Below are 13,159 nucleotides of genomic sequence, written 5' to 3'. Positions count from 1 at the left end.
TACTTTACAGCGAAAGAGATTCTTCGACTCGGAACCAAGTTCCTCGCTCAGAATGACAATAAGGGGTGGTCGTGCGTTCCGGAAAAGGCTATTGCCACCTACTTCCCTGTCATCCTGAGCGGAGAGAAGCGGAGTCGAATGGATCTCCGTACCCTATTGCGGGTCGACTGTTTGCACGGTGTCTATTTCGGGTCTTGTGGTTCGAGTACGTCGTGCGGTACGGCTTTGGCTTCTATACGAAATATTTCTAGCGAAAGAGATTCTTCGACTCGGAACCAAGTTCCTCGCTCAGAATGACAATAAGGGGTGGTCGTGCGCCCGAAAAAGACTATTGCGCCCCTCTTCCTTTGCGATATGTAAAAAGACCCGCCATGGCGGATCTTTTTATGGTCCCTTTTACAGCATTTCGATAAATGCGGTAAGACGGGTGTTGAGTTGTCCTACGTCGGCTTGGGAGTAGTCGGTTTCTACGCTGATGTAGGGGATATTCTTTTCCTCGTTGACGAATTTTTGAATCGACTTGGATTCGATATTGTAGGTGTGGCAGGCGGTGAGGACGATTTCTACCACACCGTCTACCTTATATTCGTCGATCAAGCGATCTAAGAGTTCGTAGCGATTGGGGTTCGGGGTCATGACGGAGCAGCCGATGTCGATGTAGCGATCGGCGAGGGCATCGACCAGTTCGTCTATGGTCTTGCCGCTTTCGTCGACAAAGCCGTTGGATTGTTTTTCGCCGGTGCAGTTTTCAAAGCTAACGACCACGGCGCCGTTGTCTTCCAGCGCCTTGATCACCTTTTCGGGCGCGCCGCCGGAGGGGCAGCCGGTGATAAGGATTCTAGGTTTCTTTTCGCGTCCTTCGCCGCCCTTATATTCTTCCATGATCTTGTCGCGGAGGGCATAGAGCTCGTCGGCGACGATGGATTTGTCGAACTTAAAGGTGGTGCCGTAGAGCGCCTTGTGCATTTCGAGGCCGTCGACGGGGGTGGGGTCGTTTGCCATAACGCGGGCGAGTTCCTGACGCGCTTTTCGGATGACGTTTTCGGTCTTGATAGCATCGAGGAGGTTTTCGTAAGTCATCTCGGTGCCGAGTTTTTCTTCGAGGTATTTGATGGTCTTATAGATCTCTTTCTTCCAAAGTTCGCGGGCTTCCGGGGATTGGGAATTGGGGAGTTCCATCACGTGAACTTCCTTGAACTCGCTCATGAGTTCGTACATCTTCTTTTTTCCGTCACAGGTGGTTTCTCCGATGACGATGTCGGAGAAGTGGAAGTAGGGACATTTGTCGGTCTTTCCGAATCCGTAGCTGGATTTGATCAAGGGGCAAAGGTTCTTGGGCAGATCCTTTTCCGCCTCGGCGATGGTTTCGTCGCTGGTGGAGCAGAGGCCCACAGTGGCGGCGCCCAATGCGTTGGCGATTTCTTGGGGGAAATAGGTACAGTAGGCCCCCACCACGGGAATGCCCTGGTCTTTGATTTTTTTAACGGTCATAAAGCCTTGTTTTCTGGCGTCTGCAAATTCGTCGAAGATTTCCGGTAAGTCCTTTACGATGGTTTTCATAATTCCTCCTGCCATTCTATGTTGTCAATTTCTTTTTTTCTTTTCCTTGGCCAGAAGCGCCGCGCCCAAAGCGCCGGCGAACTGTCCCCGTTCGTCGATCTGTACTTCGCGTTCGAGCTTTTCAGAGAGCACGTCCGCAAAGTAGGGAATGCGGCTCAGGCCCCCGGTAAGGAGCACCGTTTCGGGAAAGTCCATCCGCGCGCTGAGACCCGTCACTTTTTCCGCCACGGAATCGACCACGCCGGCGGCGATGTCCTCTCGGGGTCTTCCCTCGCCGATATAGCTGATGATCTCGGATTCGGCAAACACCGTACATAGAGAGCTGATGGGGGTCTTCTCCCCCACGCGCGCCATCTCGAAGAGGTTCGGCATATCCACCGCCAGGCGGTTTGCCATGACCTCGAGGAACTTGCCGGTGCCGGCGGAACACTTGTCGTTCATCAAAAAGTCCCGCACCATGCCGTCTTCCACCAAAATCACCTTGGTGTCCTGGCCGCCGACGTCGATGACGCCGACCGAATCGCCGGCGATTTCGCGGGCACCGCGGCCGTGGCAAGTGATCTCGGTGATGACGAAGTCCGCATAGTCTACGGAAATGCGCCCGTATCCCGTCGCCACCACCCGCACTGCATCGGAGGTGACGTCGATGCCTGCCTCTAACAGGCGCTCTTTGATCTCCCGTGCGGTCTCTACGGAGCTCCAGCCGGTGGGCTGCACGAAGTGGATGTCCTTTTCGCCGAAGCCCCACACCTTTGCCGCCGTAGATCCTATATCGATGCCGATGTACTGCACTTTATCGCTCCAATTCTATCAATGATTCGTACGCGACTGCTCCCCGGGCGAGAAATGCCTTTAGCGCTTCTTCCCCGGGGGCCGCCTCGCGCCAGGCGTAGCCGCAGCCGGCGGAGAGCACATCCGGCAAGGGGATTATCTTGCCGGTGAGCCCTTCTTCCGCCGCAGCCACCTCGAATGCCATGGCGTCGGTAATGCTTTCAAATGTAACAATCCATTCTGTCTCTTGCAATGCTTACCTCCCGGCGATTTCCGATAAGGCGCGGATCGCCGTATCGATCTCGTCTTCCGTGTTGAAATGGGTGAAGGAAAAGCGTACCGCTCCCCGGTCCCGCGTGCCCAGCGCCTCGTGCATTAAAGGCGCACAATGGGCGCCGGTGCGGGTGATGATGCCGTAGTCCGATTCCAGAATCTCCCCGACCTTCGACGAGGTGTAGTCCCCGACATTGACACTCACCACTGCCGTCTTCTTTTCGACATTGCGACTGCCATAGATCGCGATGTTCGGAATGTTTTCGATGCCTTCCAAAAATCGCGCGACGAGCGCGCTTTCTCGAGCGCGGATCCGCTCGATCCCCGTTCGCTTCAAATAGGTGAGCGCCCCGTAGAGCCCGGCGATGCCGTGGCCGTTTTGCGTGCCCGCCTCCAGCGCCTCGGGCATGGCGGAAGGATGCGCCTTGTTATAGGAATCGATACCGCTTCCGCCCACCTTAAGGGGCGAAACGCGGACGCCTTCGCGCACGTAGATGCCGCCAGTCCCTTGAGGCCCGAACAGCGACTTGTGCCCGGTAAAAGCGAGGATGTCGATTCCGGCCTTTTCTACGTCGATGGGTACGGCCCCCGCCGTCTGGCTCGCATCGACGATACACAAGAGATCGTGCCTTCGACAAAATGCGCCGACGGCAGAAATATCCGCGATATTTCCCGTCACATTGGAGGCATGATTTACGATCACCGCGCGGGTGTTGTCTTTGCGCCCGGATTCGAGGCGCGATAGATCCACAATGCCTTCTTCATCCACGGGCAAAAAATCGATCCCGCAATCCAGCCGGTACAGGGGTCTGAGCACGGAATTGTGTTCGGTCACCGTGGTGATTACGTGGTCCTCCGCCCCCAGTGTGCCGTAGATCGCTTCGTTTAACGCCTCGGTCGCATTCATGCAGAAGGCGATCCGCTTGGGGCTCTTTGCCCCGAACAGCTCGGCGAGCAAAAGGCGGGTCTGAAAGATCTTTCGGGCGGCCGCCAGGGCGCTTTCGCCGCTTCCCCGGCCCGAATTGCCCTGGCTCGAAAGCGCCGTACAAATCTCGCGCGCCACCTCCGGCGGCTTGCTGCGCGTCGTGGCGGCATTGTCCATGTAAATCATAACCTTCCTCCTTTTCGATCTATTTACAAATATAACACAAAAAAGACCCCAATGCGTTTCGGGATCTTTTATTGAAAAATATTATAGGCTTACGTTCTTATTCTTTATATCTATATGTCGGCGCGGTTTTAAACCCGCTATTGCGTGCGCTCTACCACGCTTTTGAGATACTTACCGACGATGACCGAAAAGCGATTCAGATCGCGAATCCGCACGAAATCGGTGCCGAAGATCAGCCGCTCGCTGTCGAGCTCGTCGTCATCGCCGGTAAAGACGCCGAGGACCGCCTTTTGTTTGAGCTTGCCTTTGAGCACCTCGGCCGCGGTGTCGTAGACCGCGACGTCGTCCTCGTAATCCGCCACCTGAATCGGCGCACGATCAATCCCCACGGAGATGTGGTCGTTGGGCATGCCGTCGGAAAGGACGATCAACACCCGCGTTTCGGCGTCGATCTCTTCCATGGTCTTAAAGACGTAGCGCAGGGCGAAGCCGTCGCGATTGCTGCCGCTCGCCTTGTAGCTGAAGATTTCGCGATTCTCCTTGCGCTCGTCGCGATAATCGCGAAAGATGCGGATAATCTGGTAGTGAAAGAGATTACAAAAACCCATCACCCGCGTCGGAATCCGAAGGGAGGTGAGCGCCTCGGCGATCAGATAGCCTTGGATCGCCACCGCTTCTTGTCGCTCCTGCTGCGAACCGCTCATATCCAAGAGGATGTCGACGGCGAATGAGGTCTCCTCTTCCACTTGGTTCTTCTTGAAGATCTTGTCGTCGCCCAATACGGCATGGCGCCACAATAAGGAGGTGTCGATCGCCCCGTTCGATGCCACCACCGGGGCCCGGGCGGCATCGTCCAGTAGGTTTTTGCGTATGATTTCGCGCAATTCGAAAATGGACCGCTCATAGATATGCCGGTCGGCGTCGTAGATTTCCTCGGTCGCCTTTCGCTGGGCAAAAATCTGCTCCTCAAAAAAGCGCGCGCTCATGTCGTTTTCGAACTCCCCGCGGGTCACGTGCAGCCGCATGCCCTTGTGAATGCCCGTGGCGAGATCGTCCTCGAGCTTTCGGATCTTTCCGGCAGAACCCACCTCCATGCCGAAGTGCTTGCGCACCCGCTTTAGGCTCAGGCTCTCGTCTTCGAGATTGACGCGGTTGATATTGACGTCGGATTCCACCGCCTTGGACGGGTCCCGGGTGACGTGGGTAAACTCGGCGGATTCTACCATATCCGGCGCCCCTTCGGGGATCTCTTCTTTTTTCGCCTCGACGATATTGCGCTTTTTCTTTTTGGGCGCCCGGGGCGGCTCTTGGGGCTCGTCTTTGCGCTCGGTCTCCTGCTCCACCTCAAAGGTGAGGATCGGATTGACGTGAAAAAAGTCCTCCCACAAGGACTTGAGGTAGAGATAAAACTCCCCTTCCCGCGTGAGTTTTTCCCCGTCGATCAACCGGCGCATCAACGGTTCCAAAAACGTGCCGGCGCTCATGGGCTTGTGGATCCGATACGCCGCATACTGCATCCGGATTTCTTCGGAGATGTCGCGCTTATTTTGATACCACAGTTCGCGGTAGCGCTCCCTATACGCCCGCTGTTCCATGGCGGCGATGCCGGGCCGCTCCGCCATCAGGGCTTTTTTGGTGTATTGGATCGCGAGGATCTCCGCTACCGTCTTCAAATCCTTGCCGTTGGATACCTGCGAGGCGTTTTTTTCGACGAAATTGCGCAGTCGATTTTTGGGAAAGGCGCGGTCGACCATCGCCGCTTCCGCCACGCGAAAGGCATCGCCCTCGCCGGGGTACTTGCGCTGGTAGTTGCCCCCCACGGTCCAATAAATATTCTGCCGACGCCGATCCGACAGCTTCATCGAAACAACATCTCCGTATCGGTGTCCGCGGGAAAGAGCGTATCGATCACATCTTCTACGATTTCCTTTTCAAAGCGGTCGAAGGACTTGTTGACGATCCCCATATCCAGCGCCGCATGCACCGAAAGGCCGCGGCGAATCATGGTCAGGGCGCCGAAAAGGCCCCGCATATCTACGGTCTTGGAAGAGATCTCGCCCTCCAGGCTCTTGTTCTGCAGATCCATAAAGAGCCGGGCAAAGAGCTCCATGCCCGCTTCGTTGAGTTCGGTCTCTTCGCGCAGGATCTGCTTGAGTCCTTCCCCTTCGAGGATCGGCATCTCGATGACCATAAAGCGGCTGATCAGGGCCTCGTTCAGCTCGCGGGTGCCCATATAGCCGTAGTTCATCGTGCCGATAAAGCGGGTGGCATCGTTTAGGGGAATGCGGTCGTAACCCGCCACGTCGATCATGCGGCGAAAGTCCAAGGCGGAGTGCACCACTGAAAGGGACTCGTTTTTCGCCATATTGATCTCGTCGAAGATCGCAAAGCCGCCGACCTCCGCCGCCAGGGTTACGGGTCCTTTTTTGAGCACCACTTCCCCGTCCTTAAAGGTGTCCACGCCGATCAAAGAGGCGCTGTCCACATTGACATTCAGCGACATATTCCACATGGGCCGGCAAAAGAGTTGGGCCAGATTTTCGGAGAACACATTTTTCCCCGTCGCCTTGGGCCCGGAAAGGAGAATATGGTAGCCGGAGAGAATGGCATAGATCCCCTTTTCCCAGATCTCCTTGCCGTAGTAGCGAAAGGTAGAAGACGGGATGCGGTCTTTCCATTCTTCTTCGACGGGATGGGCGGCGACGAAATCTTCCACCGCATCCAGCAATTTTTGATCTATATCTTGTCGTTGTAAAAATTCAATTAGTTCGCTTCGTTTCATAGGGGTCCTTTCTTTTTTCCATATCTTACCATACTCCTATGGATTTCCATAGCGCGCTGTGTTTTCCGCTTACGAAAAAAATCGCTCGCGAATCGCCTTCGTCTCCTGGATTTTTAAGATCCATATCGCGACGAGATAGACAATCCCCGCGACGGCGATCGCCCCCAAGAGGGCGAGATTGTTCGAGAGCACGCGACATAGCCATCGGTACGCGCCGAGGGCGCACGCCCCCATTACGGCGGATGCGCCGCAGATTTTGAGGAAGTTTTTCGCCACCCTAAAAAGTCCCAGCCCGCCCATATTTCGTCGAAGGTGCAAGAGCATTCCGACGGCGCCGATCCAAAGCGAGATCGCCGTCGCGATGGCGAGGCCCTTTAGACCCGCGGCGCGGCCCAACAGTACACTCAAGACGATATTGGCGAGCACCATATAGGCGGAGTTCACGACGGGGATGCGGGTCTGTTTTTTGCTATAAAAAATGCGCACCCCGATCTCCCGAATGCCGATGGCGAAAAGCCCCAGTCCATAAAAGAGGAGCACCTCGCCGGTGATCGCCACATCGCCCGCAGAAAAGGCACCGCCCAAAAAGAGCAGCCGCACGATCTCCTTGTGAAAGCAGAGGACCCCCACCGTGGCGGGTACGACCAACGCCCCCATCAAGGACAGGCTTTCAGCAAAGACGCGCTTGAGGGCCGCGTCCTCCTTCACCAGCGCCGCCATCTTCGGGTAGGTGACAGTGACGATGCTCGTTACGACGATGCCGGTGACAAAGCCCTGAATCTTGGTGGCGTAGTTGATGACCGCGACCCCGGCGGTCGAAATCATCGAAGCGAGGGATTTGCTCACCACCACATTGATCTCGAGCACCGAAGTCGAAATTAAGATCGGCAGAATCAAATACAGCAGCTGGCGCAGAGCTCTCTCGTCTTTGTCGCCTATATGCAGGCGAAAGCCGCTTTTTTTCAGATAGGGCAAAAAGAAAATATACTGAAAGACAAAGGCAAAGAGAATCCCCAGGGCGAGGAGCGTCGTATTGCCGCCGCGTCCCAAAATCATGGTGAGGATCAGTATCGAATTCATCACCACCGAATGGGAAATGGAGACGATAAAGTGGTTATAGATCTGCAGATAGGATTTAAAGATCGAAAAAACCGCCGTCGTCACCACGCTCAAGGCAGTGATGCGGCTCATATAGACCGTCTGTTCGAATACCTCGCCCGTAAAACCCCGCGCCATCAAATGCACCAACTGCGGCGCAAAGACCGCCGCGCATACACCGACGGCGAGGGCGATATATGCCACCAGGCGCGCAAGATGCGTGGTAAAGGCATCGGCCGCCTCGCGTCCCTTTCTGTCTTTGAGTTCGGTGTAGACGGGAATAAATCCCCCTGCCAGCGAACCCGCAAAGAGATTGGAGACCAACATGGGCAAAGTAAAGGCGATGAGGAAAATATTCGCCATCGCCGAAGTACCAAAAAAATGGGCCAAGGCTTTTTCCCTGGCCAATCCGAAACACTTGGTAAATATCGTTATCAACATCAAAACGAGAGAGGTGTTTTGCATAATCTCCTACTTTAAGATTCCGAACTCGTAGCCCTGGCTCTTCAAAGAATCGATGACATCGCCCAGCGCATTGGCGGTAAGTTGCTTCGATTCCGCATCGTGCATCAAAATCACCACCACCGAGTTATCGCTATTGGCGGCGATCGAGCGATTCATAAATTCCACCAGTCCCGGTTCCGTGGTAGGTCGGCGACTTTGCGGCTCCGCATCCCCGGTGAGGGCGTTCCAGTCGATCCAACTGATGTCCTGCGCCTTAAGCGCGGCATCGGCCGCGTCCAGTCCGCTCCAGCTCATATGGCCGCCGGGATAGCGCCAAACGCCGCTGTGAAAATCCGAAGAGATCACCTTTTGCAGGGCTTCTTGTGCGCGCTTCGCCTCGCTTCCGATCGCATCCGCATTGCCCACGCGCGAGGGATAGAGTTTGTGGTAATCGTGGCTGAAAGAGTGGAGCGCCAGCGCGTGGCCGTCCGCCAATTCCCGAAGCAGCACGTCGCGATTGTCCTCGGTGATGCTCTTTCCCACCAAAAAGAAGGTGGCATACGCCTCTTTTTCCCGCAGTGTGTCTAAGATCTGCGGGGTAATCTCGTGGTTGGGCCCGTCGTCAAAGGTGAGAAATGCCCACTTCGTTTCGCCGGTGTATTCGGTCTTTCCCTCAATAATATCGCTGATCTCGCCGGCGTCAAAGGCGTAGGGATCCGCCCGATTGATGTGGTTTTGGCCCTTTTGCAGGCGGATTTCAATCCGGTCGTTGATGATGTTATTGGTCAGATTGATCGCATTTTGCGGCGCATAGGCGGTATCCGCATCCAATAGATCCAGATTTTTGAGCACGAACCAATCGGCTTCCTGCCCATAGGCGTAGCCGTCGTCTGTTTTCAGGCCGCTTTTTATCCTGCCGAGGGCGAACACGCCGCCGACTGCGATCAACAAAAGAAGCACTAGGCCCCGAAGGCGGGCGCGATTGCGTCTTTGGCGCATCCGTTCCCTTCTGCGTCTTCGCTCTCTGTCCATTTCTTCTCTGTTCATAATCTCTCCTTACATATGCACCGTCACGCATTGGGCGATCTTTTTGCCCTCTGCCTGCACATAGCCCTTCAGCAGATTGCCGTTCCACTGCCAGATCACTTTTCGCCCCCGCACGGCGGGCGCGATATTCAGCAGATCCAGATTGTGTTTGCCTTCCCCGGCGAGGTCCCTGAGGATCACCTTCGTGCCCCGCCCCACCGCCAGGTAGCGACCGCCGGTGATGCGGACGCTGTGGACCGCACCCTGTTCATAGGGAATGGCTGAAATCAATTTTCTCGTATTCATATCGTACACCTTCACGATGCCGAGCGCGGTATCGTCCGACAGGATATACGGCGCATCGAGTACGTATTCCCCGCCGGTTTCCGGCAGGAGCCAGGCGCCGTCGCCTTGAAAGAGGCCGCTGCGCCCGCCGCGGGAATACAAAATCCGCCCGCCGCCGACATCGAAGCTGTCCGCTTCGCCGTCGAAGACGCGGCGCACCGCGCGGCTGCTCTCGCGAAAGGAATAGATGCCGTCGTCGGTCAAAAAATAAAGGGTATCCGCGTCGATCCGCATCTGCTTTGCCCCTACGAGCATCGAAGGAATCGCGATCGTGCGCTTTTTGCCCCGCAAAAGATCGTACAGGACGATAGCATCGCCGTCGATGGCCGCCGCGGTATTCGTCTCGGCGTCGTAATCCTCGGGCACCGGATCGGCACAGAGGGGCGAATAGAGGATATTGCCCTCTTCAGTGATCCGAAAGAGCGAGGCGAGCCCGCCCGGCACTTTGTCGCCCCGGGCGAGGATGGTGCTGCCCTCCAGATCGTAGATCTCGGTCAGCATGCGCCCTTCCCGATAGGGTTCGATGCCCGCCACGGCGATCTGGCGGAGCGGTACCACCGAAGTCGCTTTTCGCGGCGGAACGATCAAAATCGTATTCTTCTCTGCCGCATAGTTTACGGTATATCCCATCTCTTCCAGCAAAAAGCGCAGGGGTACGTAGAGCGTGCCGTCGACATAGGTCGGGTACACCGAAACCAACGCCCGATTGGATTGTTTGGTATAGACCGGCCGATCCACCGACATGGCGACGCGGTTGATCTGGTTCAGATACAGAATCTCCTTTTCGGGATCGAAATGCACCCGCTTCTGCCCGGCGACGGCCTGCAGATCCTCGAGGGCGATCATGGCGCTTCCCGCCATATTGCGGAGGGGAAACTCCGTCTGCACCGCCCGCGGCTCCTTGTCTTCGCCTTCAAAGGCCAAAAGCGCCGCCGTCTCTTCTTCCATCGCGGGCGGCCGTACCTTTTCGACGCCTTCGAAAAATGCCGCATCCGCCGGGTAGGCCGATCCGCCCAATAGGACCGAGAGGGCGCAGAGCAAAAGGAGTGCCTGTATTTTAAGAATGTATTTCATCTCTGCCTCCAAAGGATATTTTACCACAGGCAGATTCCCGTTTCTTTACAAAGCGCGAACAAATGCCGTCAATTGTCGAAGAGCGGCACGACATTTTCGCGTTTTTCGATGCCCATATACTCCAGCACCGCTCGTCCCAAGGGCGACCACTCCAGGGCGTCCTCGCTGCTTTTGGGGAAGGTATAGAGCTTGAGCGCCCGCCCCGCCTTGAGGATGATCTTCTGCATCTTCGCCTCGCGGCTTTCCCCGGCCTTTAAGAGCGCTTCAAAGGGCGAGTGCTTGAACCGGCGAAAGGCCTCTTCGAACTTCCATTCCTCAAAATAGGGATCTCGCTCGATCAGATTGGGGTGAAAGAGGGTGCTGAGCCACAAACTGAGCTTTTCTTCTTCGCTGAACTGGAGGTACTGCTCCATACGCAGCGTATCGGCGATATGACCGCTCTCGTCGATGCGGATCATGTCCTTTAGGATCGCGAAGTGGCGGAATAAGACCAGCTCGGGAAAGCTGCCTTCCCGTAGGGTGGGCTTCACCGAAGCGGGGTCGATCCCCAATACCGGCAGCACATAGCCCAAGGAGCGGCGGTTTAAGGCGCCGGTCTCGGTGGTGGCAAGCTCCCGTTCGATTAAGACCTCGAGATAGGCGTCGAAGGCGTCGATAAAACGCCCCCGCTCTCGCACGGAGTCAGCGATCACCGCGTCGAAGTACTCGTTTCGGTAAATTCCCTCCACCGAGCGCTCGAGCTTGGTCTTCCAGGTAAGAATGTCGTCTTCCGCCCCTTCCAGAGAGCGGCGCGCCGCGGGATTCTTCTCTTCCAACGTCCACTGCCGAAACAGCCGCAGAATTCTAAGCATCTGCTCGTCGTCTGAAAATTCGCCCGTCGCGGCGGAATCGTCCATCAATTCGCCGTAAGCGGAAAACGAGCGGTCCCCGAAGGTCTTTCCCTCTTCCAGGAGTAAGCGGTTTTCCATCCGCTCCAGCACATACATATCGCCGATGGCGACCTCGGGATCGACGGCGCCCTCCGATGCCAGTTGGTAGATCCCCTCCCGATCGTCCTCTTCCGGGTAGAACTCCTCCTCAAAGGCGTCGAAGTCTTCGAAACCCTCGTCCCGCGCCCGATCCATGGCGAGGGAAAACAGAAAGAGCATCTCGGGATTGCCGTCCTTTAGGGTCTGTTTATACATCGCCGCATCTTGGGTGAGTAGCGGCTGCAAGGCGAGCATCTGCTCGGTCTTTTCGGCAAAGGGCTCGCGGAGTTCCTCCGGCACCACCCGGGCGATGCGAAAGGCGAAGTTGCCCGCGTCGGTAAAGAGAATACGGCCGAAGAAGATGTCCCCTTCGACCAGTTTTTGGGAGGCTTCGGTCACCGCAATGACCGCAGCCGGTTCGCGGAAAATTAAATTTTGAATATAGATCTTTTGCGCGTCGGCATAGTTGACGCGGTAAATCGAAAGATAGGAATCGAAGACGCGTTCCAAAAACGGCTCCACGGGATGGCTCTTTTGCAGATGCCGCCAAAATTGGGCAATCAGCATCGTCGTAGTCTCTCGATTCTCCTCGGTGTCGAACATCAGCCAAGAGGCGAGGTCGACATTGGGAATATTTTCTTTCATCGGTTCGTAGAGGCGTTCGTCGTCGAACATATCCTGCAAGGGGATGCTGTATTGCGCCGAATCTACGATGGCCGCCAGATCCTTGATGGTTCGTAGCCAAAGCCTCTGATCAGACATGAGTGACTCCTTTATCGTAAAGTTCCTGTATTTGCACTAATTTTTCTAAAATCGACTTGACGTGGTAGTTCACGACGGCATCGGGAACGACCTCATCTCGTCCTTCGTACATCTCGGTATAGTGGAAGATCTCCTGAATGCGCAGCTTGTTGTCCACCGTAAACTTATGGGCGGACACGTCGAGCTTGACGAGAATCTGCAAGAGCAGAAATACGTCTTCGTACAATCCCAAGAGCTGCTCCACCCCGCCGATTTTCATCTCGCCGGAAAAGGGCTCGTCCACTTCTTTTCGGATCAGCTGGAAGGAGGCCTCCGCCTCGTCTAGTTCCTTTGCCAGCTCGTCGAGTATCGGCGTCTCGTCGGCGAGGATGATTTCTTCCGACAGGCGGAATATATCCGCATACGCCTTTTCCAGCACGCTCTCGAAATTGCCCTTCGGCGTGGGCTTGGCGATCAAATAATTAATCGCCACCGATACAAAGATACCCAATAGCGTACCGATCAGCCGGTTGATGCCGTAGACCAACTGGGATTGGCGCGAAGCAAAACTCGCCACGAAGATAATATTGGTCAGATTGATAAACCGATTCAGCTGAAACCGGTTCAGAATGAGTATAATGATAATAATGCCGATGCCCGCGATCAGCGGCCGAATGTAGATGTTTCGGGTGATCAGAGAGAGGAAATATCCCAGTACCACCCCCATGACACAGGTAAACACCCTGAGCCGCACGGCCCGATGGGTCTCGTGGACAGAGGGTTGCATGGTGGTCATAGAGGCGATGGCCACAAACAGCGGCGTGTTCAATCCCAAATAGTTCGATAAAAATAGGGAAATGACCACGGAAAGTGCCGTCTTAAAGGTTCGCATGCCGATATGGGGAAAAGGTATAATGCTCTTAATCCGTCGCAATGATTCACTCCATTCTCCTTAGTATAAAAAAG

At 55.6% G+C, this 13,159-nt stretch carries 11 protein-coding genes; all 11 read right to left on the bottom strand.

All coding sequences use genetic code 11. From position 1 onward, the window contains the following. Nucleotides 1-396 precede the first annotated feature (396 nt). Nucleotides 397-1,560: a double-cubane-cluster-containing anaerobic reductase gene (locus QO008_RS06130; protein ID WP_307385159.1), complete on the bottom strand. Its 1,164-nt coding sequence runs from the start codon at nt 1,558-1,560 to the stop codon at nt 397-399. A gap of 24 nt (nt 1,561-1,584) precedes the next feature. Continuing rightward, nucleotides 1,585-2,352 (bottom strand): acyl-CoA dehydratase activase, encoded by a 768-nt coding sequence (locus QO008_RS06125; RefSeq protein WP_307385157.1) that lies wholly within the window; start codon nt 2,350-2,352, stop codon nt 1,585-1,587. A gap of 1 nt (nt 2,353) precedes the next feature. Then, nucleotides 2,354-2,584 carry a DUF3343 domain-containing protein gene (locus tag QO008_RS06120; RefSeq protein WP_126465953.1) on the bottom strand — a complete coding sequence of 77 codons (231 nt, stop codon included), beginning with the start codon at nt 2,582-2,584 and terminating at the stop codon, nt 2,354-2,356. Between the two features lie 3 nt (nt 2,585-2,587). Further along, the gene (locus QO008_RS06115) at nt 2,588-3,715 is read right to left on the bottom strand and encodes an aminotransferase class V-fold PLP-dependent enzyme (RefSeq protein ID WP_126465955.1); all 1,128 of its coding nucleotides are present in this window, start codon (nt 3,713-3,715) and stop codon (nt 2,588-2,590) included. A 137-nt stretch (nt 3,716-3,852) separates the two neighbouring features. Beyond that, nucleotides 3,853-5,577: a hypothetical protein gene (locus tag QO008_RS06110; RefSeq protein WP_307385154.1), complete on the bottom strand. Its 1,725-nt coding sequence runs from the start codon at nt 5,575-5,577 to the stop codon at nt 3,853-3,855. Further along, nucleotides 5,574-6,497, bottom strand: a complete 924-nt coding sequence (locus QO008_RS06105) for an AAA family ATPase (RefSeq protein ID WP_307385152.1) — start codon at nt 6,495-6,497, stop codon at nt 5,574-5,576. Before QO008_RS06105 ends, QO008_RS06110 begins: the two co-directional genes overlap by 4 nt. A gap of 69 nt (nt 6,498-6,566) precedes the next feature. Further along, nucleotides 6,567-8,060, bottom strand: coding sequence for a murein biosynthesis integral membrane protein MurJ (murJ, locus tag QO008_RS06100; RefSeq protein ID WP_307385150.1), 1,494 nt, complete (start codon nt 8,058-8,060; stop codon nt 6,567-6,569). A 6-nt stretch (nt 8,061-8,066) separates the two neighbouring features. Continuing rightward, entirely contained in the window at nt 8,067-9,086 is a 1,020-nt protein-coding gene (locus QO008_RS06095; RefSeq protein ID WP_307385148.1) for a polysaccharide deacetylase family protein, read from the bottom strand. A 9-nt stretch (nt 9,087-9,095) separates the two neighbouring features. Further along, nucleotides 9,096-10,484 (bottom strand): stalk domain-containing protein, encoded by a 1,389-nt coding sequence (locus QO008_RS06090; RefSeq protein ID WP_307385146.1) that lies wholly within the window; start codon nt 10,482-10,484, stop codon nt 9,096-9,098. A 68-nt stretch (nt 10,485-10,552) separates the two neighbouring features. Beyond that, on the bottom strand, nt 10,553-12,214 hold the full coding sequence (locus QO008_RS06085) for a hypothetical protein (protein WP_307385144.1): 1,662 nt from the start codon (nt 12,212-12,214) through the stop codon (nt 10,553-10,555). Then, on the bottom strand, nt 12,207-13,127 hold the full coding sequence (locus tag QO008_RS06080; protein ID WP_126465966.1) for an FUSC family protein: 921 nt from the start codon (nt 13,125-13,127) through the stop codon (nt 12,207-12,209). Before QO008_RS06080 ends, QO008_RS06085 begins: the two co-directional genes overlap by 8 nt. Nucleotides 13,128-13,159 lie beyond the last annotated feature (32 nt).

Origin of the sequence: Aedoeadaptatus ivorii (genome assembly GCF_030815095.1) — a bacterium.
Lineage (GTDB): Bacteria > Bacillota > Clostridia > Tissierellales > Peptoniphilaceae > Aedoeadaptatus > Aedoeadaptatus ivorii.
Note: the sequence above shows the minus strand (reverse complement) of the source record. Positions and strands in the feature narration are given on the sequence as shown.

Bases quoted from the DNA above. Each gene is read 5' to 3' on its own strand.
- QO008_RS06130 (WP_307385159.1), bottom strand. From the start codon at position 1,560: ATGAAAACCATCGTAAAGGACTTACCGGAAATCTTCGACGAATTTGCA.
- QO008_RS06110 (WP_307385154.1), bottom strand. From the start codon at position 5,577: ATGAAGCTGTCGGATCGGCGTCGGCAGAATATTTATTGGACCGTGGGG.
- QO008_RS06095 (WP_307385148.1), bottom strand. From the start codon at position 9,086: ATGAACAGAGAAGAAATGGACAGAGAGCGAAGACGCAGAAGGGAACGG.
- murJ (WP_307385150.1), bottom strand. From the start codon at position 8,060: ATGCAAAACACCTCTCTCGTTTTGATGTTGATAACGATATTTACCAAG.
- QO008_RS06085 (WP_307385144.1), bottom strand. From the start codon at position 12,214: ATGTCTGATCAGAGGCTTTGGCTACGAACCATCAAGGATCTGGCGGCC.
- QO008_RS06105 (WP_307385152.1), bottom strand. From the start codon at position 6,497: ATGAAACGAAGCGAACTAATTGAATTTTTACAACGACAAGATATAGAT.
- QO008_RS06115 (WP_126465955.1), bottom strand. From the start codon at position 3,715: ATGATTTACATGGACAATGCCGCCACGACGCGCAGCAAGCCGCCGGAG.
- QO008_RS06090 (WP_307385146.1), bottom strand. From the start codon at position 10,484: ATGAAATACATTCTTAAAATACAGGCACTCCTTTTGCTCTGCGCCCTC.